At 66.6% G+C, this 22,203-nt stretch carries 28 protein-coding genes; 15 read left to right on the top strand and 13 right to left on the bottom strand.

All coding sequences use genetic code 11. The features are described 5' to 3' along the window. Window positions 1-11: 11 nt before the first annotated feature. Window positions 12-722, bottom strand: coding sequence for a dihydromonapterin reductase (gene folM, locus EPK82_RS12595; RefSeq protein WP_037048144.1), 711 nt, complete (start codon window positions 720-722; stop codon window positions 12-14). Between the two features lie 321 nt (window positions 723-1,043). Then, complete coding sequence (locus EPK82_RS12590) at window positions 1,044-1,610, bottom strand: antibiotic biosynthesis monooxygenase (RefSeq protein ID WP_037048141.1); 567 nt, start codon at window positions 1,608-1,610, stop codon at window positions 1,044-1,046. Window positions 1,611-1,911: 301 nt separating this feature from the next. Between EPK82_RS12590 and EPK82_RS12585 the strand changes: the two genes are divergently transcribed. Beyond that, window positions 1,912-2,865, top strand: a complete 954-nt coding sequence (locus EPK82_RS12585) for a MerR family transcriptional regulator (RefSeq protein ID WP_167494347.1) — start codon at window positions 1,912-1,914, stop codon at window positions 2,863-2,865. A gap of 23 nt (window positions 2,866-2,888) precedes the next feature. Here the strand turns inward: EPK82_RS12585 and EPK82_RS12580 are convergent, their stop codons facing one another. Next, a complete protein-coding gene (locus tag EPK82_RS12580) occupies window positions 2,889-3,497 on the bottom strand; it encodes a PilZ domain-containing protein (protein ID WP_134676779.1) in 609 nt (202 codons plus the stop codon). 65 nt (window positions 3,498-3,562) lie between these two features. Beyond that, window positions 3,563-4,009 (bottom strand): PAS sensor domain-containing protein, encoded by a 447-nt coding sequence (locus tag EPK82_RS12575; protein ID WP_037048127.1) that lies wholly within the window; start codon window positions 4,007-4,009, stop codon window positions 3,563-3,565. Between the two features lie 102 nt (window positions 4,010-4,111). Here EPK82_RS12575 and EPK82_RS12570 point away from each other — a divergent pair, with 102 nt between their 5' ends. The 9 genes from EPK82_RS12570 (at window position 4,112) to EPK82_RS12530 (ending at window position 10,229) form a co-directional block, all read left to right on the top strand. Next, window positions 4,112-4,561 (top strand): flavodoxin, encoded by a 450-nt coding sequence (locus tag EPK82_RS12570; protein ID WP_037048125.1) that lies wholly within the window; start codon window positions 4,112-4,114, stop codon window positions 4,559-4,561. Window position 4,562: 1 nt separating this feature from the next. Further along, a complete protein-coding gene (locus EPK82_RS12565) occupies window positions 4,563-5,030 on the top strand; it encodes a cupin domain-containing protein (protein WP_134676778.1) in 468 nt (155 codons plus the stop codon). Window positions 5,031-5,190: 160 nt separating this feature from the next. Next, a complete protein-coding gene (locus tag EPK82_RS12560) occupies window positions 5,191-5,967 on the top strand; it encodes a class II aldolase/adducin family protein (protein WP_371923158.1) in 777 nt (258 codons plus the stop codon). Next, a complete protein-coding gene (locus EPK82_RS12555) occupies window positions 5,964-6,875 on the top strand; it encodes an alpha/beta fold hydrolase (RefSeq protein WP_134676776.1) in 912 nt (303 codons plus the stop codon). The genes EPK82_RS12560 and EPK82_RS12555 overlap by 4 nt, the downstream gene beginning before the upstream one ends. After that, a complete protein-coding gene (locus EPK82_RS12550; RefSeq protein ID WP_134676775.1) occupies window positions 6,854-7,384 on the top strand; it encodes a DUF1569 domain-containing protein in 531 nt (176 codons plus the stop codon). The genes EPK82_RS12555 and EPK82_RS12550 overlap by 22 nt, the downstream gene beginning before the upstream one ends. A 101-nt stretch (window positions 7,385-7,485) precedes the next feature. Then, window positions 7,486-8,397: an SDR family oxidoreductase gene (locus tag EPK82_RS12545; RefSeq protein ID WP_037048115.1), complete on the top strand. Its 912-nt coding sequence runs from the start codon at window positions 7,486-7,488 to the stop codon at window positions 8,395-8,397. Between the two features lie 159 nt (window positions 8,398-8,556). Continuing rightward, window positions 8,557-9,165, top strand: a complete 609-nt coding sequence (locus EPK82_RS12540; RefSeq protein WP_134676774.1) for a DUF2846 domain-containing protein — start codon at window positions 8,557-8,559, stop codon at window positions 9,163-9,165. Window positions 9,166-9,254: 89 nt separating this feature from the next. Beyond that, on the top strand, window positions 9,255-9,836 hold the full coding sequence (locus EPK82_RS12535; RefSeq protein WP_047591142.1) for a DJ-1/PfpI family protein: 582 nt from the start codon (window positions 9,255-9,257) through the stop codon (window positions 9,834-9,836). 90 nt (window positions 9,837-9,926) lie between these two features. Further along, window positions 9,927-10,229, top strand: a complete 303-nt coding sequence (locus tag EPK82_RS12530; protein ID WP_037048108.1) for a ribbon-helix-helix domain-containing protein — start codon at window positions 9,927-9,929, stop codon at window positions 10,227-10,229. A gap of 244 nt (window positions 10,230-10,473) precedes the next feature. Here EPK82_RS12530 and EPK82_RS12525 read toward each other — a convergent pair whose 3' ends face one another. From EPK82_RS12525 to EPK82_RS12495, 7 genes are read right to left on the bottom strand one after another with little or no spacing between them, the layout of a single operon-like run. Then, on the bottom strand, window positions 10,474-11,952 hold the full coding sequence (locus EPK82_RS12525; protein ID WP_134676773.1) for an ATP-binding protein: 1,479 nt from the start codon (window positions 11,950-11,952) through the stop codon (window positions 10,474-10,476). Continuing rightward, window positions 11,949-12,605, bottom strand: a complete 657-nt coding sequence (locus EPK82_RS12520) for a response regulator transcription factor (protein WP_037048103.1) — start codon at window positions 12,603-12,605, stop codon at window positions 11,949-11,951. The genes EPK82_RS12525 and EPK82_RS12520 overlap by 4 nt, the downstream gene beginning before the upstream one ends. Before the next feature lie 19 nt (window positions 12,606-12,624). Beyond that, window positions 12,625-13,275: a tetratricopeptide repeat protein gene (locus tag EPK82_RS12515; protein WP_134676772.1), complete on the bottom strand. Its 651-nt coding sequence runs from the start codon at window positions 13,273-13,275 to the stop codon at window positions 12,625-12,627. Between the two features lie 12 nt (window positions 13,276-13,287). Continuing rightward, window positions 13,288-14,079 (bottom strand): SDR family oxidoreductase, encoded by a 792-nt coding sequence (locus tag EPK82_RS12510; protein ID WP_134676771.1) that lies wholly within the window; start codon window positions 14,077-14,079, stop codon window positions 13,288-13,290. Window positions 14,080-14,083: 4 nt separating this feature from the next. Beyond that, a complete protein-coding gene (locus tag EPK82_RS12505) occupies window positions 14,084-14,743 on the bottom strand; it encodes a TenA family transcriptional regulator (protein WP_134676770.1) in 660 nt (219 codons plus the stop codon). Further along, window positions 14,740-16,188: an AMP-binding protein gene (locus tag EPK82_RS12500; protein WP_134676769.1), complete on the bottom strand. Its 1,449-nt coding sequence runs from the start codon at window positions 16,186-16,188 to the stop codon at window positions 14,740-14,742. The genes EPK82_RS12505 and EPK82_RS12500 overlap by 4 nt, the downstream gene beginning before the upstream one ends. Continuing rightward, window positions 16,172-16,861, bottom strand: a complete 690-nt coding sequence (locus tag EPK82_RS12495) for a thermostable hemolysin (RefSeq protein WP_037048097.1) — start codon at window positions 16,859-16,861, stop codon at window positions 16,172-16,174. The genes EPK82_RS12500 and EPK82_RS12495 overlap by 17 nt, the downstream gene beginning before the upstream one ends. A gap of 258 nt (window positions 16,862-17,119) precedes the next feature. On the opposite strand from EPK82_RS12495, the gene EPK82_RS12490 reads away from it, so the two are divergent. Both EPK82_RS12490 and EPK82_RS12485 read left to right on the top strand, forming a co-directional pair. Further along, complete coding sequence (locus EPK82_RS12490; protein ID WP_037048094.1) at window positions 17,120-17,968, top strand: tetratricopeptide repeat protein; 849 nt, start codon at window positions 17,120-17,122, stop codon at window positions 17,966-17,968. A 29-nt stretch (window positions 17,969-17,997) separates the two neighbouring features. After that, complete coding sequence (locus tag EPK82_RS12485; RefSeq protein ID WP_051800529.1) at window positions 17,998-18,477, top strand: YegJ family protein; 480 nt, start codon at window positions 17,998-18,000, stop codon at window positions 18,475-18,477. Between the two features lie 18 nt (window positions 18,478-18,495). Here the strand turns inward: EPK82_RS12485 and EPK82_RS12480 are convergent, their stop codons facing one another. Next, window positions 18,496-18,894 carry a nuclear transport factor 2 family protein gene (locus EPK82_RS12480; RefSeq protein ID WP_134676767.1) on the bottom strand — a complete coding sequence of 133 codons (399 nt, stop codon included), beginning with the start codon at window positions 18,892-18,894 and terminating at the stop codon, window positions 18,496-18,498. Between the two features lie 112 nt (window positions 18,895-19,006). Here EPK82_RS12480 and EPK82_RS12475 point away from each other — a divergent pair, with 112 nt between their 5' ends. Genes EPK82_RS12475 through zapE form a run of 3 tightly spaced genes read left to right on the top strand, consistent with a single transcriptional unit; the run spans window position 19,007 to window position 21,593 of the window. Continuing rightward, window positions 19,007-19,597, top strand: a complete 591-nt coding sequence (locus EPK82_RS12475; protein ID WP_037048089.1) for an acetyltransferase — start codon at window positions 19,007-19,009, stop codon at window positions 19,595-19,597. Then, window positions 19,594-20,478, top strand: coding sequence for a carbon-nitrogen hydrolase family protein (locus EPK82_RS12470; protein WP_134676766.1), 885 nt, complete (start codon window positions 19,594-19,596; stop codon window positions 20,476-20,478). Before EPK82_RS12475 ends, EPK82_RS12470 begins: the two co-directional genes overlap by 4 nt. After that, window positions 20,475-21,593 (top strand): cell division protein ZapE, encoded by a 1,119-nt coding sequence (zapE, locus tag EPK82_RS12465; protein ID WP_244229954.1) that lies wholly within the window; start codon window positions 20,475-20,477, stop codon window positions 21,591-21,593. Before EPK82_RS12470 ends, zapE begins: the two co-directional genes overlap by 4 nt. Here zapE and EPK82_RS12460 read toward each other — a convergent pair whose 3' ends face one another. Further along, window positions 21,594-22,142: a cysteine hydrolase family protein gene (locus tag EPK82_RS12460; protein WP_134676765.1), complete on the bottom strand. Its 549-nt coding sequence runs from the start codon at window positions 22,140-22,142 to the stop codon at window positions 21,594-21,596. Window positions 22,143-22,203: the final 61 nt, after the last annotated feature.

Genomic DNA, 22,203 nt, shown 5'->3' with positions numbered 1-22,203 from the left:
GAGTGGGCGCCTCACTTGAGGTGGCGACCACCATTGAGGGTAAGGGTGGTTCCGGTCAGGTAGGGGTTGTCGAGCAGGTAGCGCAGGCTCTGATAGAAGGCCTGTGGGCCGGGCTCGATACCCAGCGCCGATTTCTCCAGGGCCTTGGCGCGATAGGCCTCGTCGTCACCTGCGTTGAACATCAGCAGTGCCGGGGCGATGCCATTGACCTTGATACGGGGGGCCAGGCGCGCGGCGAACGACAGGGTCAGACTCTCCAGGCCGGCCTTGCTGGCGCAATAGGCCGAACGATTGGCGCTGCCCTTGCGCACCACGTCGTCGCTGACGTGGACGATATCCGCCTGCTCGGACTGCAGCAGCAATTCGCTGCAGTGCAGGTTGATCAGGTAGGGCGCGAGCATGTGCACGGTGAACAGCTGGCGGAAGACTTCGGCTTCCGCACCTGGCGTTTCCGCCAGCCACTGCGAGGCGTTGTGCACGATGGCACGCAGGCCTCGGCACTGGCTCCTGAGCTGTTCGATGAAACGCATGATGCCGGCTTCGTCGCTGAAGTCCGCCTGCAGGGCAATGGCACCACGCTCACGCAAGCGCGCGATGCTGTCGCGTTCCTGGCGATAGCTGATGATCACCGGTTGACCCTCGTCGAGCAGGCGCTCGGCGCAGTACAGGCCGACCCGCTGGCCGGCACCGGTGATCAGAATGGGTAAAGAGGCAGCGCTCATGTGCGACTCACGCAGAAAGGGCGAAGGCCTGGCTGTACCACCCTTGGGTACCTGACCAGTGGCAGGCGGCACGCACCAAGCCACGGACAACGCTATACCAGAGCTGCCTCTTGTACAACCATGTGAAGCGTGCGGGTTTAGCGTCTGGGTCAGCTGGCTTGCCCATTTTGCTGACTTTAAAGGCTTTTTTGCTCAGTTATGCTTGGCAGCTTGTTGTACTTTATTTGTACATTGATTGGCTTGTGTATAGGTTTTTCGGCGGCCAGCGGCAGAACGCAACCGGCCAGCACAGGGCTGGCCGGTCGTCGAAACGGTCAAGGGTCAGGGTTTGCCGATGCTGGCGGCACGCCTGCTCAGACGCGTCTGATAGTTACCTTGCAGCCAGGGTTCGAGCAGCCGGGTCGAAAGCGGTATGAACAGGTAGGTCATCAGTGGCGTCAGGGCCAGTGTCGACAGCAGTATGCGGGTCACCAGCGACAGGTCTGCCAGCCAGGGGCCGAACAGCAGGTTGAAGGCCAGCGAGACGGGAAAGAAGGCCAGCCAGATGGCCACGCTCTGTTTCCAGCGCGGAGGTTGGCGAAGGCTGCTGCCGAACCAGGCATCGAGGCCGACGGCACGTTTCTCCTGGGGCTGGGCGAACAGGCCGGCGCCCCGTGCGAGCCAGGCCTGGCGCGAGGCCGAGTGTTCCCAGGAGGCCATGGTCTGCTCGTCGCTGAAGCGGAACACGATCTGGAATTCGTCGTCACCTGGCGGAGGCGCCAGTACGCCGGAACCGAGATAGCCGGGGAAGTCGGTGGCGAGGTGTTCGCCTTCACGCAGCCAGGCGATGAAGTCGTGATAACGACCGTTGGCGACGCGGCGCGCCACCATGAGGGTAACAGGGGACATTGTGTATCTCCTCGAATGTTGCCTTGGCCGGGTGGGGCATCAGGCGCTGTCGGGCACGGGGTGCTGTGCTCGACGAAAAATGCAGCAAGGATTATTCCGGTTTTGTGCAAATTAGCCAGCCCCCTCATATGGTGCGGGCTCACAGCCGCCAGGCGCGCAGGCAGGCACTGTCGAGCTGCACCCAGGCAGGGCGCATGGCGCCGTTGGAGCTGCATTGTTGTGCAGCGCACGGCGTTGTATAGGGTGTGTGCACATGCTGGGTTACAATGCCGGCCTGTCACTTGCCGCGATGCCCGAAGCCATGTCCGAACTCGCTGGTGTCACTTCACTTGCGTCCAATGCCTTGAAGCAGGAAGAGCTGTTCCCGATCCGCGAGGTGTCGCGTCTGACCGGGGTCAACCCTGTCACCCTGCGTGCCTGGGAGCGGCGCTACGGGCTGATCCAGCCGACGCGTACCGACAGTGGCCATCGCCTCTACTCTCAGGCCGACATCGATGCGGTGCGCAGCATCCTGGCCTGGATCGAGCGCGGTGTTGCGGTCAGCAAGGTCGGTTCCATCCTGGCCAAGAGCGCCAGCAGCCGCACGGCACCGGTGCCGGCCTACAGCGAGGTCAGCGGTGATGACTGGAGCCAGTGGCAGGGTCAGCTGCGCAGTGCCCTGCAGCATTTCGACGAGGCCAGCGTGGCGCGCCTGTATGGGCAGATCTTCTCCTGCTACCCCTTGCCGGTGGTGTTCCAGGACATCCTCATGCCGGTCTGGCAGGAGCTGCTGCTGCGCCAGGACGATCCGGGCCAGCGCAGTGAATGGCTGATGCTCGATGCCTTCCTGCGCGGACGTTGCTGGCAGCGCCTGCAGCTGGGGCGCGACGAGTCGCGGCAGCGCGTGCTGCTGGTGGCATTGCCGAATCACTGTCGGGAGCTCGAACTGCTGGTCGCCGCGCTGCTGCTCGGCAGTCATGACATCGACGTGACGGTGATGGGGCCGGGCACGCCGCTGACCGACCTGGCGCTGGTCTGCGAGCGCATGCAGCCGCACGCGCTGGTCATCTTCAGCCAGCAACCGCCTGGCGACGAGCTGCCACGACAACTGACGCGTCTCGCGCTGGGGCTGCAGTGCCCATTGTTGCTCGCCGGGGAAGGGGCCGACCTGGCCGAGGAGAGCCTGGCCGGCTCGCCAATCGCCTGCCTGGGGAGCGAGGCGCGGCTGATGCAGCGGCGCCTCCGGCAGTTCCTGGCCGGGCATCTCGATACCTGAACGGGGAGCCTGCCGGCGCTGCGTCAGGCGATGGCTTCTGGCTGTTGCCGGTGTTCGCTGTGCTGCTCGAAGAGGTACTGACGCAATGTCTGCTCGTCTTCGGCATGCAGGGTTTCCACGCTGTAGGCGTAATGCCGACGGTCGACGCGCCGGACCAGGCAGGCGCGCAGCTGCACCCGGCGCTCCATCGGCAGCATCAGTTGCAGCAACTGGTCCTTGGCCGGAGTACCGGCCTTGTCGTACTGCACCAGCATGCCGTTGTTCGACAGCTCCAGCGCCGTCAGTCCAGAGGGCTGCTCGTTGTCATCGAGCAGGGGCAGCGGGCCGGGCAGTTGCAGGCGCCAGGGGCGTTCGTGCAAACCCTGCTCGAAGATCAGCGGGGCGCCAAGCTCCAGGCGTGACTGCGTCTCGCTGTCCTGGACCAGGTACAGCGGAAAGCTCAGGTGCTCGTGGTCGCTATGGGTGTTCAGGCTCAACTGCCGGGCGTCGCTCACGTGGCTCAGCAGTGCGCTCAGCTGCTCGCCGATGGCCAGCTGCGCGACAGCCGCCGAGCGGGGCGCGCGCAGGGGCTGGGAGATGAGTTCCTGGATGAAATCCAGCTCGGCCTGGGTCAGCAGCGGGTCGCGTTGCATGGAATGAGACTACAAGGGGGTAAACCCTTCGGACTGCGTTACCGGCGGATAGTTTTGTCCGTTCGTCAGCTTTTCAGGCGTGCCAGCTCGGCCTTCAGCTCGGCCACTTCGCTTTCCAGCTCCTTGACGCGCTGCTGGGCCTGCACCTGCTCGGTGACGTCCTTCTGGATGCCGATGTAGTAGGTCAGCTGGTCGCCTTCGTTGAGCACCGGGGTGATCGACAGCTCGTTCCAGAAGGCGCTGCCGTCCTTGCGGTAGTTGCGGATGATCTGGCGGCAGGGCCGTTGCGCCTTGACCGCATCGCGAATCGCCTGCAGGCCGGCCTGTGCGCGGTCGCTGCCCTGCAGGAAACGGCAGTCCTGGTAGAGGATGTCGTCGCTGGCGTAGCCGGTCAGACGCTCGAACGCCGCGTTGGCATAGATGAGGATGTTGTCTTCACCTTCCTGCTCGGCCACCACGATTCCGTCGTTGGAGGCGTCGACTACCAGTTGCAGTAGCTTGGCATTGATCATCGGTTCGATTCCGCAAAGGATATGCAGAGCATTCTAAAACATCGGGTCATGCTGTCTACTTGCGGCATAATGCGCGGCGTTTTTCCTGTTTCTGGAGTTGTCATGAAAGTCGCCATCGTCTCGGGATCGGTCTACGGCACGGCCGAGGAAGTCGCCCGCCACGCCGAGCGTCAGCTCAAGGCCGCCGGGCTGGATGCCTGGCACAAAGCGAACATGAGCCTCGATGAACTGCTGGCGTTCGCCCCCGATGCCTTGCTCACCGTCACCTCCACCACCGGCATGGGCGAGCTGCCGGACAACCTGCTGCCGCTGTACAGCGAGCTGCGTGACCGCCTGCCGGCCATGGCGGGGCGGCCCGCCGCAGTGCTGGCGCTGGGCGACTCCAGCTACGACACCTTCTGTGGCGGCGGCGAGCTGATGCGCGAGCTGTATGCCGAGCTGGGCCTGCGTGAGGCGGTCGAGATGCTGCGTCTGGACTCCAGCGAGACGGTCACCCCGGAAAGCGACGCCGAGCCCTGGCTGCAGGCGCTGGCTACTGCGCTGAAGGGCTGACATGCACCCGCGTGCGCGGCAGTTGATCGAGCGCCTCGGTCTCGACGCGCATCCGGAGGGCGGTTTCTACCGGCGGCTGTTCGTTGCCTCGCAGCGCGATGCGCAGGGGCGGGCGGCCTCCAGCGCCATTCTGTTCCTGCTGCCGGGTGGAGTGGTGAGTCGCTGGCACCAGGTCGATGCCGATGAGCTGTGGCATTTCCACGAGGGCGATCCGTTGCAACTGCTGATCGCCGATGCGCCTGGCAGCCCGCGTTGCGAGCTGCTCGGTCCCGTCGAGGGCGAGCAGTTGCCGCAGCGTGCCGTGCCTGCCCATGCCTGGCAGGCCGCCCGTTCGACAGGGGCCTACACCCTGGTCGGCTGCAGCGTGGCACCGGAGTTTCAGTTCGCCGGCTTCCGCTTGCTGGCCGATGATCCGCAGGCTCAGGCGCAGTGGCCGCAGCTGGTGGCCGAGTATCCCGAGCTGCTCTGACACGCCGATCACCACGGCGAATACCCGCTTATCGCCCCTCGGCGCGCCAGCCTCGTGACCCGCAAAGCCATCAAGATGGCTGCCAGGGAGACTACCGCCCGACAGGCGCAGGACTAGACTGCGGACACCACCGACCAACAAGAATATCGAGGTGACCGCCGTGAATGCTCCGCTGAAACTCCCTGCCGTGAAGAATCAGGTCTCCGAGGCCGAATGGCGCACCCGCGTCGACCTCGCGGCGTGCTATCGCCTGATCGCGCTGTACGGTTGGGATGACCTGATCTTCACCCACATCTCGGCCAAGGTGCCGGGCACCGAGGACTTCCTCATCAACCCCTACGGGCTGATGTTCCATGAAATCACCGCGTCGAGCCTGGTCAAGGTCGACCTGGCCGGCAGCAAGCTGATGGACAGCCCGTTCGACATCAATCCGGCCGGCTACACCATCCACAGTGCGGTGCACGAGGTGCGCCACGATGTCGGCTGTGTGCTGCATATCCATACGCCGGCGGGCATCGCCGTGTCGGCGCAGAAGCAGGGCCTGTTGCCGCTGTCCCAGCAGTCGCTGTTCGTCCTCGCCAGCCTGGCTTACCACGGGTACGAGGGCGTGGCGCTGAACCATGACGAGAAGGCGCGCCTGCAGGCCGACCTGGGCGACAAGAACTTCATGATCCTGCCCAACCATGGCCTGCTCACCGCGTTCGGCAGCATCGCCGATGCCTTCCTCGGTATGTTCACCCTGCAACGCGCCTGCGAGATCCAGGTCATGGCGCAGGGCGCGGGCACCGAGCTGATTCACATCCCGCAGCAGATTCTCGATGGCGCCAGGGCGATGATCGCCGGGGTGATGAAAACGCAGCAGGGCATGGGCGGTGCACTGCCCTGGCCGGCACTGCTGCGCAAGCTTGATCAGCAGATGCCGGGCTACGACCAGTGAGCGAACTGCCAGGCATCGACCTGCAGCACTGGCAGGCGCAGGGCCGGACCATGACCTTCGCCGGCCAGCCGATACGCTACTGGCTGGCAGGCGCGGCGGATGCCGAGCCCCTGCTGCTGATCCATGGCTTCCCCACAGCGAGCTGGGACTGGCATCGCCTGTGGGCACCGCTGGCCGGGCGCTATCGACTGATCGCCTGCGACATGCTCGGTTTCGGCTATTCGGCCAAGCCGCGTGGCCATGCCTACAGCCTGCTGGAGCAGGCCGACCTGCAGCAGGCGCTGCTGGCGCAGGTCGGCGAGCGACGCCCCGTGCACGTGCTGGCGCACGACTATGGCGACAGCGTGGCGCAGGAGCTGATCGCCCGCCATCAGGAGGGGCGCCTGCAGCTGGCCAGTTGCGTGTTCCTCAATGGCGGCCTGTTCCCCGAGACCCACCATCCGGTGCGCGTGCAGAAACTGCTGCTGGGCCCCCTGGGGCCGCTGATCGGGCGGCTGTTCTCACGGCGCAAGCTGGCGCAGAGCTTTGCCCGCATCCTCGGTCCGCATACCCAGGCCAGTGAGGCCGAGCTGGATGCGCTGTGGCAACTGATCGAGCACGACAACGGCCCGGCGGTGATGCACCGTCTGATCCGCTACATGCCCGAGCGGCGTCAGCAGCGCGAGCGCTGGGTCGCGGCGATGCAGGCGACGCAGGTGCCGATGCGCGTCATCGATGGCGCCGTCGACCCCATCTCCGGTGCGCACATGGTGGCGCGCTACCGCGAGCTGATCACGGCGGCCGATACCGTGCTGCTGGAGGGCATCGGCCATTACCCGCAGCTCGAGGCGCCTGACCAGGTGCTCGCGCATTATCTGCAGTTCCGTGATCTGCCGGAGGCCGTGGCATGCAGCGCCGAACACTGCTGAAAGGTACCGCCGTCGCTGGCGTGGCCGCGCTTGGCGCCGGGTTCTGGGCCTTGCCCGGTGGCCCGCGCCCGGCTGCGCTGAGCCTCGCTGCCGCGCAGCAGGTGCTGGCCGATCTGCAGGGCAGGGCGCTGCAGAGTCTGCGCGGCTGGAGCCCGAGCGAGGTGTTCAATCACTGCGCGCAGAGCATCGACTACTCCATCGACGGCTACCCCCGGCTCAAGCCGGCCTGGTTTCGCCACAGCCTCGGGCCTGCGGCATTCGCCGTGTTCAGCGCACGCGGCGGCATGCGGCACCCGCTCGACGAGCCGATTCCCGGCGCGGCTGCGCTGCTCGAGCCGGACAGCCAGGAAGCCGCGCTGCAGCGGCTGCGCAGCGCCTTCGTGCGTTTCGCCTCATACCAGGGCGAGTTGCAGCCGCATTTCGCCTACGGTGCGCTGAGCCACGGCGAATATGCCGCCGCGCACGTGATGCACCTGTACGACCACCTGAGTCTGCTGCGCCTCGCATAAGGTCGCATTATCGGCCGTCATTCAGGCGCCGCGCGCGCCTTGTGAAGCGTGCGGGGCTGCCTGACACTCGGGGCATTCACATTCTGCCGAGGGAGCTTTCGATGAGCGATGCCATCCGTTTCGAAGATCAAGTGGTCATAGTCACCGGTGCCGGTGGTGGCCTGGGCCGTGCCCATGCCCTGTTGTTCGCCCGTCACGGGGCCCGGGTGGTGGTCAATGATCTGGGCGGCAGCACCCACGGCGAAGGGGCCAACGCGTCGGCTGCGGACAAGGTGGTGGAAGAGATTCGCGCCTTCGGCGGTACGGCGGTAGCCAACCATGATTCGGTCACCGATGGGGACAAGATCGTGCAGACCGCGCTGGATACCTTCGGCCGCATCGACGTGCTGGTCAACAATGCCGGCATCCTGCGCGACAAGAGCTTCCACAAGATGGAAGACGCCGACTGGGATCTGGTCTACAAGGTCCACGTCGAAGGCGCCTACAAGACCACCCGTGCCGCCTGGCCGCACCTGCGCGAGCAGAATTTCGGGCGGGTGATCTTCACCTCGTCCACCTCGGGCATCTACGGCAACTTCGGCCAGAGCAACTACGGCATGGCCAAGCTCGGCCTCTATGGCCTGACCCGCACGCTGGCCATCGAAGGGCGCAAGAACAACATCCTGATCAACGCCATCGCGCCCACCGGCGCCACGCGCATGACCGAAGGGCTGATCCCGCCGCAGGTGTTCGAGCAGCTCAAGCCCGAACTGGTCAGCCCGCTGGTGGTGTACCTCGGTAGCGCCGCCTGCCAGGACACCGGCGGCCTCTACGAGGTCGGTGGCGGCTGGATCGGCAAGGTGCGCTGGGAGCGCAGCCTGGGTGTCGGTTTCGATCCGCGCGCCGGTTTCAGCCCCGACGACGTCGCCGCGCAGTGGCAGCGCATCTGCGATTTCGACGGCGCCGCGCATCCGGCGGACAACGTCGAGGCGCTCAAGGAAATGATGGCGAACCTGCAACAGTACGCACTCTGAGCCACACCCGCAGGGACCAGGGCCGACTTCGATGTCGGCCTTTTTCGTCGTGCTTGCGGCCGCTGGCGCATCGGCGAGGTACCGGGCCGCACTTTCGTCGGGTGCCGTCGGCAGGCACTGCGGCTAAGCTCGACGCACCATCATCAGAAGGAATGACCGATGCGTCGTCTGCTGTCGTCGCTGCCCATCGTCCTGCTTGCCGCCTGTTCCACGCCTGGGGCCTTCTTCGGCGCCACCGAGGGTGAAGTCTTCGAGCCGCATGTGCTCAGCGACGAGAATCGCGCCCTGGTCTACCTCTATCGCCCGCGCAACGACTGGGCCGACCAGGAACTGGAGGCGCCGGGGCTGTTTCTCGACAACCAGCTGATCGGCAGCCTGCCGAGCAACGGCTACCTGGCATTCGAATTCGAGGCGGCCAACTACAAGCTGGAAATGCGCCGGCCACTGGCGGGCAGCTTCTGGACCTTGCTGGCCGACGGCCCGCTGGATTTCACCCTGATCTCCGGCTTCACCCTGGATGCTGCCGTCGGCGGCACCTACTACCTGCGTTACGACGAGGACGGCCCGCCGCCGCAGGGCGGGGCGCTGCAGAGTGGCGGCGATGGTCCCTTGCAACTGGTTTCGGCCGAGCTGGCGCAGCGCGAACTCGGGGCGACCCGCCTGGTGCAGCCGATGGCCCGCATCGCCGCCAGCCACCAGGAGCCGGAGCGACCACAACGTGGTTTCTGGCGCTCGATCGGCGAAGCGCTGGACAAGGTCGGTATCTGATCGCGTCGGGGAGTAGTACCCGGTTGTTACCTGTCGGAAGCTTTAGGGGCGAATAATGGCCTCGTTCAACCTACCTTCAGGAGACGATCATGGCTGCCAAGAAAATTCTCATGCTGGTCGGCGACTACGCCGAGGACTACGAAACCATGGTGCCGTTCCAGGCCCTGCAGATGGTCGGTCACACGGTGCATGCGGTGTGCCCGGGCAAGGTCGCGGGGCAGACGGTGCGAACCGCCATCCACGACTTCGAGGGCGACCAGACCTACAGCGAGAAGCCCGGGCACAACTTTGCCCTGAACCATGACTTCGACAAGGTCCGCGCCGAGGATTACGACGCGCTGCTGGTGCCCGGTGGCCGTGCGCCCGAATACCTGCGACTGAATGCGGACGTCGTCGCCCTGGTCAAGGCGTTCGCCAGCGCGGACAAGCCCATCGCTGCGGTTTGCCACGGCCCGCAACTGCTGGCGGCCGCCGGTGTGCTGGAAGGACGCGAGTGCAGCGCCTACCCGGCCTGTGCGCCGGAGGTGGGGCTGTCTGGCGGTACCTACGTGGATATTCCGGTGGACCAGGCGCACGTGCAGGGCAAGCTGGTCACGGCGCCGGCCTGGCCTGCGCATCCGGCCTGGCTGGCGGCGTTTCTCAAGGTGCTGGGGACGGAAATCCGTCTGTAGCGAAACGTGGCCCGGAGCGGATTCGGGGTGCATCATGGCGCCATTCCCCGAACGCATCCGGGCCGCAACGCCCGAGAGGAGACAGCGCCGATGTGCGAACTCTATGTGAAGGCCGATCCGATTCTCTACGAGTCGCGCTCACGCTCGCTGCGCATTCGTGGCGTGGTCACCACCTTGCGCCTGGAGAACCAGTTCTGGGACATCCTGCGTGAAATCGCCGAAGTCGATGGCATGACCACCAACCAGCTGATCACCAAGCTCTACGAAGAGGTCATGGACCTGCGTGGCGAGGTGGTCAACTTCGCCTCGTTCCTGCGCGTCAGCTGCACCCGCTACCTAGCGCAGAAGGCCGGGCGGCAGGTGCCGTTGCGGGTGGTGGGCGCGGGCAGCTGAATCAGAGATACATCCAGAAGTTCGGATGCGCTTCCGTGGATGTGTCGGCGGTTTGCCGGGCAGGACGGGACGACTGCAGGAAACGTTTGATCAGGCTCATGTCTGGGGCTCCTGGGTGATGAGGCGAACAGGCGGCCATGATCGGTGTGGCAGTCTCATTGAGAAACTGGATTGTTTCTATGCTGGCAATTATCAATGGCTATGCCTGAGCGATTGCCCGCCACTTCAGCGGGCAACCGGCGCCTCAGACCAGGCGTCGAGGCAGGCGTACGCTGACCTGCAAGCCACCGAGCGGCGAGTCTTCCAGGCTGATGCTGCCCTGATGCAACTCCACCACCCGGCGTACGATGGACAGCCCCAGCCCTGCACCCTGGCCGTCGCCAAGACGAAAGAAGCGTTCGAACAGGCGCTCGCGCAGTTCCGCCGGTACCCCGGGGCCGCTGTCCTGCACCTGCAGCACCAGCGCCTGCGCGCTGGCCAGCAACTGGACCTGGATGCAGCCACCGGCGGGTGTGTACTGCACTGCGTTGCTCACCAGGTTCTGCAGCAGAATACCCAGGCTTGGCGCGTCGGCGACGAGGTCGTAGTCGCCCTGATCGTCGGCCTCCAGGACCAGGTCCTGCTGGCGGTTCAGGGCCAGCGGGGTGAGCTCGGCCAGTTCGCTGCGCAGGAAGGCCAGCAGGTCCGTCTTGCCCATGCTCAGGCGCACGCTGTTGGGGTCGAGGCGCGCCAGGGTCAGCAACTGGGCCACCACGCGGGTGGCGCGGTCGACACCGCCGCCCAGCTGGCGCAGGGCTTCGTCGCGGTCAGCGGCATCCGGCGCTTCCAGGGCGTTCTGCGCGTGGATGCGCAGCACCGCCAGTGGCGTGCGCAGTTCGTGCGCGGCATCGGCGATGAAGCGTTTTTCCTGCTCCAGCAACTGGTTGACCTGCAGCAGCAGGCGGTTGAGCGCGGCGGCCATCGGTTCCAGTTCGTTGGGCAGCGGCGGGAAGACCAGCGGCGACAGGTTGTCCGGTGCCCGGCCACGAATGGCGTCGGCCATGCGCTGCAGGGGGCTGAGGCCCCAGCCGACCGCCAGCCACAGCAACAGCCCGACCAGCGGCAGGCCGATCAGCAACGGCTGCAGGCTGCGCTGGGCGATCTTGCCGATCAGCTCGCCGCGCACATCCTCGCGTTCGCCGGCCAGTACCCAGTGGTAGTCGCGGCTGTCATGCAGGACGAATACCCGCCAGCGATGCTCGCCGATGTTCAGCGTGTGGTAGCCGATCAGGTAGCGGGCCAGCTGCGCCAGGCGCTCGCGCATCGGCTGTTCGCCATCGGGCAGGGCCAGGCCGAGCTGCTCGATCATGTCGTTGAGCAACCCCGGCGGGGCGCTGGCGGACTGGAACAGCAGCTCGCCATCGTCGTCGAGCATCTGGAAGGCCAGCTTGCCTTCGTATTCGTGACCGAGCAGGTTCTCCGGGTTGCGCGCGCTGTGCAGCAGCAGCGCCTCGTCGAGCACCGTCTGCATCTCGCGGCGCCCGCTCTCGTCGAGGTCATGACGTACCAGCCCCATCAGCAGGCGCGCGGTCTGCGACAGCTGGGCGTCGAACAGCTCGCGCACCTCGTGCACGGAGTCGTTGTAGATCTTGTGGCTGATCAGACCGAAGCTGGCGGCGAGCATCAGCAGCAACAGAACCAGCAGGCGGGTGCGGATGGAGCCGAAGGTCTTCAGCACCCTCATTTGTCCACCAGATAACCGACGCCACGCACGGTGCGGATCAGCTCCGGGAAGAACTTCTTGCGCAGGTGGTGCACGTGCACTTCCAGGGCGTTGCTTTCCACTTCCTCGTCCCAGCCATACAGCGCCTGCTGCAGCTTGTCGCGGGTCAGCACGCGGCCGGGCTGGATCAGCAGTTCGTGGAGCAGGAGGAATTCCTTGCGCGGCAGGTTCACGGTCTGGCCCTGGTACTCGACCATCTGGCTGGCCGGGTCGAGGCGCACGCCGCGGTATTCCAGTGCCGGTTGCGGGCGCTGGAAACTGCGCCGCAACAAGGCCCGCAGGCGCGCCTTGAGTTCGGCCACGTCGAATGGCTTGACCAGGTAATCGTCGGCGCCGGCATCGAGCCCGGCGATGCGGTCGCCGGTGGCATCGCGGGCGGTGAGGATCAGCACCGGCACCGGGTTGGCGGCGGCCCGCAGGTGCTTGAGCACCTGCAGGCCGTCCATGCGCGGCAGACCGAGGTCGAGGATGACCAGTTCGAAGCTTTCGTGGCTCAGGGCGTGCAGGGCGCTGGCGCCGTCCTGCAGCCAGTCCACGGTGTAACCCTCGGGTTTCAGCGCGGTACGAATGCCTTCGCCCAGGGCCGGGTCGTCTTCGACGAGAAGAATGCGCATGGCAGCTCCTGCAGATGAATTACTTGAGTTTACCCTCGACCTGCTGCAAAAGCGCCTGGGCTTCCGCGCGGCGTCCCTTGTCAGCCAGTTCGCGGCCTGGACGGTCCTTGGCGGCCAGGGCTTTCTGCAGCGCGCCACGGGCTTCTGCGTAGCGCTTCTTGCGCTGCAGGTAGTCAGCGTAGAAGTAGTTCGGGTCGATGCCGTCGGGGTTGATCGCCAGGGCCTGCTTGAGCAGCTTCTCGGCTTCGTCGTCGTCACCGAAACCGATCGGCCAGCCGGGCACCTGGTAGTACAGGCTGCCGAGGCTGGTGTAGGCCGAGCCGGCCAGCGCCTGCGGGTCGATCGCCAGGGCTTGCTCCAGGCTGGACTTGGCTTGCTTGACCAGGCTCAGCGCGCCGAGGCCACCCTTGGCTCCAGCCTGGGTGCTGAGGATGATGCCGCGCCAGATCAGCAGCTCCGGCGCCTTGGGTTCGCCGGCCAGGGCCGCGTCGGCCTGCGTGACCAGCTTGCCGAAGGCTTCTTCGCGCTGCTTCTCCGGCAACTGGTAGTTGATCTCGGCCCAGCGCGTCTGCAACTGGTGCAGCTGGGTCTGGCCGCCCTCGCTCAGGGCGAAGGCGGGCAGGGCGGCACAGCCGAGCGCGGCGATGATCAGGATGCGAAATGCGTTCACGGGGCAATCTCCTCAGTGCTTGTGACGGGCGAAGCGTTGAATGATCGGCAACTGCTTGCGCAGGGCCTGGTCGACCACCCGCGGCAGCAGGCCGTTGAGGCGCACGAACAGGCGCTCGGGCCAACCCAGGTAGCGTTCTTCCTGCTCGTGGCGAATGGCCTGGAGCAGTTCGCCGGCGACCTGCTCGGGGTCGTCCATGGCCACCCCCAGCTCGTCGTTCATCGCCACCACGCTGGGCGCGTTCATCGGCGTGCGGGTGGCCCGTGGCGCGAAGTAGAGGACGCCGACGTTGGTGTCGGCCAGTTCGCGGCGCAGTGCTTCGGAGAAACCGCGCAGGGCGAACTTGCTGGCGCAGTAAGCGGCGAAGCCCGGGTAGCCGATGGTGCCGAAGGTGGAGCCGACGTTGATCAGCAGGGCCCGGCGCTGTGCCCGCAGCAGTGGCAGCAGGCGCTGGGTCAGCTGCAGCGTGGCGGTGACGTTGAGACCGATCAGCTCGGCGATCTGCTGCTCGTCCTGCTGGTCGAGCAGGCCGAAGCGATTGACCCCGGCCGCGTTGATCAGGCAGTTGAGCCCGCCGAAGTTCTGCGCCGCGGCGACCAGCGCATCCCGCCCGGCCCGTGTGCCGATGTCGGCCTGGACCAGCTGGATCTGTTGCGGAAAACGCTTGAGCAGCGGCTCCAGCGGCTCCAGGCGGCGGCCGGCCAGCAGCAGGTGGGCACCCTCGCTGGCCAGGCGTTCGGCCAGGGCCTGGCCGATGCCACCACTGGCGCCGGTGAGCAGGGCGCGGCAGTCCGTTGGTTGCATGGCGTCACTCCTCCGTGGACAGCGGCAGGCTGCGGAACATGTCGCCGTACAGGCGGTAGACCACCTTGGCGGTGTGCACCACGGCGGCGTTGTCGTCGTCGTTGTCCAGGCGGTTCATCAGCTTCTTGAAGAACTCGATGTGCTCCAGGTCCAGGCTGCCGTGGGAGTTGAGGTAGCTGAACGCCTTGTTCGGCAGTTGCAGCTTGTCCTGGATGATGCCGGCCGCCTGGGTGGCCAGGGCGATGCTGGTGCCTTCGAGGACGTTGACCATGCCGAAGAAACTCACCGGGTTGTGTCGGGCGATGCGGTCGTAGACATAGGCCACCATCAGTTCGGTGGGCAGGCGCGGGGTGCCGTTGCGCACCGCTTCCTGATCGGCGCCGCAGGCGGCGATGTCGTTGAGTACCCACTCCTGGTGGCCGTACTCCTCCTCGATGTACTCGGCGATGGCCTCGCGCAGCCACTCCAGACGCTCCGGCAGGCGCGCGCCGCAGGCCATCAGCAGCGGCACGGTGTGCTTGACGTGGTGGTAGGCCTCGGTGAGGAAGGCGATGTAGCTGTGCAGCGCGACCTGGCCGGTCATCGCCTGCTGGATGATCGGTGCGCCGAGCAGATAGTCGCGTTCGGCCTGGGTCTGGGCCAGCAGGGATTCGTAGAAACTCATGCGTGTACTCCTTCGGCCATCAGTTGGGCGATGGCGGCTTGGTAATGGTTGAACAGGGCAGGGCGGCGCAGGCGGCCGTTGGCCGTGGCCAGGTCGTTGCTCGCGCTGAACGGCGTATCGGCGCGCAGCCAGTGGTGCACGCGGGCATAGTCCGGCAGGTCCTGGTTGACCGCGTCCACGGCCGCCTGCAACTGCGCGTCGGGGGTGTTGGCAAAGCGTGGCACCAGCACGGCGACGTTCGCCGGCAGCGCCTCGCCATGCAGCCAGGCCTGGGCAATGGGCAGTTGCTGGACCAGCTCGGATTCGACCCACTCCGGGTTGACGTTGCGCCCGTAAGCGGTGATGAACTGATGCTTCTTGCGCCCGTGCAGCACCAGGAAACCCTGCTCGAAATGGCCGAGGTCACCACTGCCCAGCCATTCGCCTTGCGGCGCCGGCTCGCCGAGGTAACCGAGCATGCGTGCGCCCTTCACCAGCACCTCGCCGTCGTCTGCCAGCCTGACCTGCAGGTGCCCGAGCGGTTTGCCGGTGCTGCCGATACGGCGCGCTTGCGGGGTATTGAGGCAGACCACCGAGGCGCACTCGGACAGGCCGTAGCCCTCGAAGATCGGCAGCTCCAGCGCGTCGGCACGTTCCAGCAGCTGCGCGGAGACCCGGCCGCCACCGACCGCGACGAAGCGCAGCGAGCCCGGCACCGGCAGCCTGCGCTCGGCCGCGCTGACCAGCGCCAGCAACAGCTGCGGCAGCAGGATCAGGCTGTTCGGCTGGGCCGCCTGCAGCGCCTGGAGAAAACGCGCCAGGTCGAAGCCGCTGGCGCCGCTCAGGCCGATCCGCGCCATGGGCATCAGTTCCACCCGGGCGCCGGCCAGCAGCGGCGCATAGACGCCGGCGATATTCTCCAGCAGGGTGGCCAGCGGCAGGATGCACAGGTGCCGCTGCACGTCACGGCTGGCGCTGGCCTCGACCAGGCTGCCGGCCACCGCCAGTTGCGTGGCCAGGTCCAGGCACACGCCCTTGGGCTGGCCGGTGGTGCCGGAGGTGTAGGTGATCTTGCAGGTGCCGGGGTGCAGCTCGGCCGCGTGCGCCACGCTGCGGCGATGGATGTCACCCTCCACGCTGGCGAAACCGGGCGCACCGGCGCCGATCAGCAGGTCGATGCCGGCGCTGTCCAGCACGTGGCGCTGCTGGTCGGCGGAAAAGAACGCCGGCAGCGGTACGCAGACCAGGCCGGCATGCAGCGTTGCCAGGTCCCACAGCACCCAGTCGATGCCGTTGTCCAGGGCCAGGGCCACGCGCTGTGCACCCAGCTCGCGCAGGTGCCGGCTGCGGCTGGCCACGGCTGCCAGCAGGCCGTCGTAGGTCAGCTCGTGGCCATCCTCGACCAGCGCGGTGCGCGGGCCGAAGGTGGCCATGCGCGCGAACAGGGATTCAGCTGCAGACCACATCGGGCATGTCCTCCAGGGCATAGAGCGGTTGGTGGCCGAGGCGCGGATAGGCGCCCAGTTGCAGCAGACGCTGATGACCGCCATGGATGTCGCCGGCCATGACCAGCGGGCGGTTGTCGTAGTAACGGCCCCAGTCGGCCAGTTCCTCGCCCATGCGCGCCGGATCGGCCTCGCCCAGCGCGATGGGGGTCAGCCCCAGGCGCTGAAAGCTGTTGAGCAGTGTCGGTGTGCCGGTGAAGGTGACCCAGCGAAACCCCAGGGCCACCAGCAGGTCGGTCAGGGCGACGATCAGCAGACGCGCGGCACCCGGGCTGTCGGCAGCCAGGTTGCCCACCTCCACGACCTCGCCGCGGCCAGGCTGGGCGTGGCCCAGGCGGGCGCCGATGGCGTGCTGGATCGGTTCGTCCAGGTAGCGTTCGAGAAACAGCGGGCCGCTGCTGCCGCTGCGCACGCCGACGGCGCCGAGCAGTTGCCCGGCCTGGTTTTCCAGGCCGAACAGGCAGGGCATGAAGTGCCGGATATGTGCGTCGTACTGCACTTCGAAGCGCTGGCGGATGAACTGCTCCAGCGCCGCACGGCGGGCGCTGTCGGGAGAAGCCAGGTGAAGTTCGTAACTGTCGCCACGACCGATGCGGGCAACGGGACGATCATGATGCGCCCAAGGTAGTTCCATGTGTGGAACCTCGCTGATGAACCTGGGAGCGATTGTGTGGAGCCTGGCTTAACGTTGTATTAAGTGATGGAAAAACGCGGGTTCACCCGCAAAGGGCGGCGGTGGACGGAGGGGCGGCAGGGGCATGAAGGTGATCACAGTTTGTGCCACTATCGGGCCTGCAACCCCGCCAAAGGCTTGCCATGCCCGGAGCACGGTGCTTTGCTGGCCGGCATTCGTGCGCAGACGACACACGACTTCAGATCAAGGATGACCCTCATGCCTGCAAGGCTCATTGCCCGGCGCAGCCTGTTCGCCTGCCTCCTGGCGCTGTTCGCTTCCACCTGCCAGGCGGCTGTGGTGGAGTGCTCGCTGAACACCGACCGATCACAGTTTGGCTCGCAGTTGGAGCTGGCCATCGATGGCGACGCCTGTGCCCAGTTCAGCGTCGGCTTCCTGTTCTATACGCAGCAGGAGTACGAGCAGAGTCGGCTCTGGTATGCCAGTGCGGCGGAGCAAGGCGTCACCCGCGCGGCATTCGAACTCGCCTTGCTGTACCGCGACCATCTGCTGGACGATCCTGGCGCTGAGCGGGTGCGCTGGATGAACATGGCAGCCGAGCAGGGGCTGGTGCATGCGCAGATCGAGCTGGCGTTCGACTACATCGAGAATCCTGGCGATAGCGCTGAGCGGGTCAGGGTCATGTCCTGGCTGGAACAGGCCGCGCAGCAGGGCGACGTCAAAGCCATGTACCTGCTGGGATGGCTCTACGGGAACGACGCCTCGGGCGTTCAGGACATGGCCAGCGACGACGAGCTGGGCATGCACTTCAGCCTGGCCGACGACAAGGCGCTGTACTGGACCTGCCAGGCGGCCGAGAGGGACCATGCCGACGCGCAGATGAGCCTCAGCGATGCCTACAGCTACGGGCGTGGCACCCGCGTCAACCAGGTGCAACGGCGGCTGTGGCTGGAGCGCGCGGCCAGCAACGGCAGCGAGGAGGCCCGTCAGTGGCTGGATACCAGCGACATGGCCTGGTACAGCCGCCTGGAGCGCTGGGTGAAATGGCAACTGGTGGATGAGACGGCGCGTTGCCCGGACGAGGCAATGGCGGCGTTCAGCGAATAGAACAGGCAACTGGCAGGGAGGGAATCCGCATGCGTATCCAACTGGTTTCTGCGTTGTGCGCGCTGAGTCTGGCCGCTCTGGGCGTCCAGGCACGTGACACCAACGAGGTGGTCACCGCCGATCGCCAGGATGCGGCCATTGCCGCCGCGGTGCGCGAGGCGCAGCGTACCCTGGATGACTTCCTGCAACTGGCCGCCGCGCCCCCTGCCGGCACCCAGGGGTTCCGGGTGCAGGTCATGGTCGAGGACGAACATGGCATCGAGACGTTCTGGATCACGCACTTTCGTGTGCTCGATCAGGGCTTCGTCGGCGAGGTGGCCAACGAGCCCCGTGTGGTCAAGAGCGTGACCTGGGGGCAGCAGCTGCGCTTCAGCCGCGAGCAGATCACCGACTGGGGCTACCTGCGCAACGGCCGCCAGGTGGGCAGCTTCACGGTCTGTGCACTGTTCAAGCAGATGCCCGCCGAGCAGGCGGCGTACTACCGCGAGGAGCACGGTTTCGACTGCTGAACGCCCGGCACGCGGCGCTCAACCCACCTGCGCGACCCAGTCGCCCAGGTTGTAGTAGTTGCTGATGCGCGCGACCTTGCCGGCCCTGATCTCGAAGAAGGCGCCGGCCGGCAGCACGTAGGTCTGGCCACTCGCCGGCGGCAGGCCTTCGTCGTCGGCCAGGTATTCGCCGTGGACCACGAATTCGGCTGCAGCGCGGTCGCCGCCGGCGTTCTGCATGATCACGATGTCGCTCAGGCGCTCGCGGTAGCAGCGGTTCATCTTGTCCATGAAGGCGGCGAAGGTGGCCTTGCCGACCTGGCGCTCACCCTGGTTGATGTCGTGCACCACGTCGTCGGCCAGCAGGTCGAGGAAGGCGGGCATGTTCCCGGCGTTGAACGCGTCGTAGTAGGCCTGCACCAGTTCGGTGGCGGTCATGGCTAAGTTCCTTTCGTAGCGTGGTTAGTGGTTTGTCGGCTCGCATGATAAGTTCGCCCCTTCTCGTCGGCATAGCCGCCGGCGTCATCCTGCTGCTGGCGAACGACTGCCGATGGACATCGAATTGCTCCAGGGGCCGCAGATAGCCCCCCACATCGAAGACCTGGCGCGCCTGCGCATCACGGTCTTCCGCGATTTTCCCTACCTCTACGACGGCAGCCTCGACTACGAGGCCGAGTACCTCGACACCTATGTGCGCAGCGCGGGCAGCCTGTGCGTGCTGGTGCGCGACGCGGGACGGGTGGTGGGGGCGTCCACGGGGCTGCCGCTGGTCGACGAGAGCGAAGCCTTTCAGCGCCCCTTCATCGCCGGCGGCTGGGACCCGGCACGCCTGTTCTACTGCGCCGAGTCAGTGCTGTTGCCGGCCTGGCGCGGGCGCGGCCTGGGCGTGCGTTTCTTCGCCGAGCGCGAGGCCCATGCGCGGCGCCTGGGGCATATCGACTGGTGTACCTTCTGCGCGGTGCAGCGAGCGGTCGACCACCCGCGGCGCCCCGAGGGTTATCAGCCGCTGGACGAATTCTGGAAGCGCCGTGGCTATCGCCACCACCCGGAACTGCATACCGAATACCACTGGTGCGACCTGGACGAGACCGAGGAATCGGCCAAGCCCATGTCGTTCTGGCTCAAGGAGCTTGTTGCATGATCAAGGTTGCCGCCTGTCAGTACCACATCGACCTGTTGCCGAGCTGGGAGGCCTATGCCGACCACCTCACCGCACTCTGCGAGGAGGCTGCCGGGCAGGGCGCCGACCTGCTGCTGCTGCCCGAGTACGCCGGGCTGGTGCTGACCGGCCTGTTGCCTGAGGCCGCGCGTGGTGACCTGCACGGCTCCATCGCCGGCATCCAGCCGTTGCTGCCGCGCTGGCTGGCGCTGTGCGAGCAGCTGGCGCGACGCCTGAACGTCCATCTGATGCCGGGCTCGGTGGCGGTGCTGGACGATGATGGCGTCTATCGCAACCGGGCCTGGTTGTTCGGCCCGCAGGGCAACCTGGGCTCTCAGGACAAGCTGATCATGACCCGCTTCGAAGTCGAGCACTGGCACATCGCTGCCGGCAATGGCCTCAAGGTGTTCGACACGGCGCTGGGCAAGCTGGGCATCCTGATCTGCTACGACAACGAATTCCCGCTGCTGGCGCATACCCTGGCCGAGGCCGGCGTGGACCTGATCCTGGCGCCGAGCTGCACCGATACGGTCGCCGGCTTCCACCGCGTGCGCATCGGCGCCCAGGCCCGCGCCCTGGAGAACCAGATCGCCGTGCTGCATTCACCCACCGTCGGCCTGGCGCCCTGGTCGCCGTCGCTGGACGAAGGCTACGGCCGCGCCTCGCTGTACGTGCCTTCGGACTACGGCATGCCGCCCAGCGGCATCGTGGCCGAGAGCGATGAGCTGTGCCCTGAGCGCAGCCACTGGCTGATCTGCGAGCTGGACCTGGACGAGGTGCGCCGCGTGCGCGAGCAGGGGCAGGTGTTCACGCGTCGCGACTGGCCGCGGCAGCTGGACGACGGTCGGCTGGTGCTGCGTTGACCGTCATCGAGCAGGCCCCGGCGGACTCGCCCCAGGCCGCGTACGAGCGGGCGCTGGCCAGCGGTTTCGTCGCCGATGTCGCGCAACAGCGTGCGGTCCTCGCGCTGCAGCATTGCCACGTCGCCCTGCAGCGTGGCGAGCAGCCAGCGGGCGTCTACCTCTGGGGCCCGGTCGGACGCGGCAAGACCTGGCTGATGGACAGCTTCTACAACAGCTTGCGGGTGCCGGCGCGGCGCCAGCACTTCCATCATTTCATGCAGTGGGTACACCGCCGCCAGTTCCAGCTCACCGGCAATGCCGACCCGTTGCGCCTGCTGGCCGAGGAGCTGGGGCGCGAGGTGCGCGTGCTATGCTTCGACGAGCTGTTCGTCAGCGACATCGGCGACGCCATGCTGCTCGGCCGCCTGCTCAGCCTGGTGGTGGAGCAGGGCGTGGTGCTGGTGACCACCTCCAACCAGTCCCCCGAGCGCCTGTACGAGGGGGGCTACAACCGCGAGCGCTTCCTGCCTGCCATCGCCGCACTCGAGCAGCACATGCAGGTGGTGGCGGTGGATGGCGACGAGGACCATCGCCTGCACCCCGGTGTGATCGCGCAGCGCTATTGGGTGCGGCAGCCGCAGGCGCTGGCCGAGGCCTTCGCCCGCTTGAGCGCGGGACAGGAGGTGGTGCAAGGGCCGCTGCAGCTGACGCACCGCTGCATCGCGACGCTGGGCCACAGCCCGGCGCTGCTGTGGTGCCGTTTCAGCGAACTGTGCGAGCAGCCGCTGGCCGCCGCCGACTTCATCGAACTGTGCCAGGGACACACGGCGATCTTTCTCAGCGAGGTGCCGCGCCTGGGCGGGCCGCCACGTGAGGGGCGCATTGCCCGGGGTACCGAGGACGGCGCCGAGCGCGTCGACGCCGGCGACCGGCAACTGCCGGCACTGGCGCGCAACGACGATGCGGTACGGCGCTTCATCGCCCTGGTCGACGAGTGCTACGACCGCCGCGTGGCGCTGTACATCGATGCCGAGGTGGCGCTGGATGAGCTGTACACCCAGGGCTACCTCGACTTCGCGTTCCAGCGCACCCGCAGCCGGCTGCATGAAATGCAGCTGCAGCGCTTCGGCAGCTGATCAGCCCGCCAGGTACTGCTCGGTCGACAGCACCTGGGCATAGGCGAAGGCCAGCGCGGCCATGTAGGCGGCATGCACCTCGGCGGCGCCGATCGATTGCCCCTCGAACGTCTGCTCGCGTGTCGCGCAGGCGTCGTGCACCACACAGGTGGCGTAGCCGAAGTCGCTGCTGGCGCGCGCCGCGGCATCGATGCACATATGGCTCATGGCGCCCACCAGGGTGACCTGTTCGATCGCGGCCTGATCGAGCAGGGCCTTGAGCTCGGTGTCGAGGAAGGCATTCACGCGGTGCTTGAGCACCACGGCTTCGCCGGCCAGCGGCTGCACGCTGGAGTGGATGCGCGCGCCGTCCGAGGCCGGGGTGAAGAAGGGCGCGTCGGCGCTCTGGAACTCGTGGCGGACGTGGATCACCAGGTCGCCGGCCTGGCGCGCCGCCTCGAGGATGCGCGCCGCGTTGCCCGCAGCCGCGTCCATGCCGTGCAGCGTCCACTTGCCGCCGTTGAAGTAGTCGTTCTGGATGTCGATCAGAATCAGGGCACGCTTGCTCATGTTGCTCTCCATGGGATGATGTGCAGCGAACATTAGCCGTCACGGCGCTGGCCCGGGATGG

Source organism: Ectopseudomonas khazarica (assembly GCF_004521985.1).
GTDB lineage: Bacteria > Pseudomonadota > Gammaproteobacteria > Pseudomonadales > Pseudomonadaceae > Aquipseudomonas > Aquipseudomonas khazarica.
The sequence above is the reverse complement of the archived record's forward strand: the minus strand, read 5'-3'. Positions and strand labels throughout refer to the sequence as shown.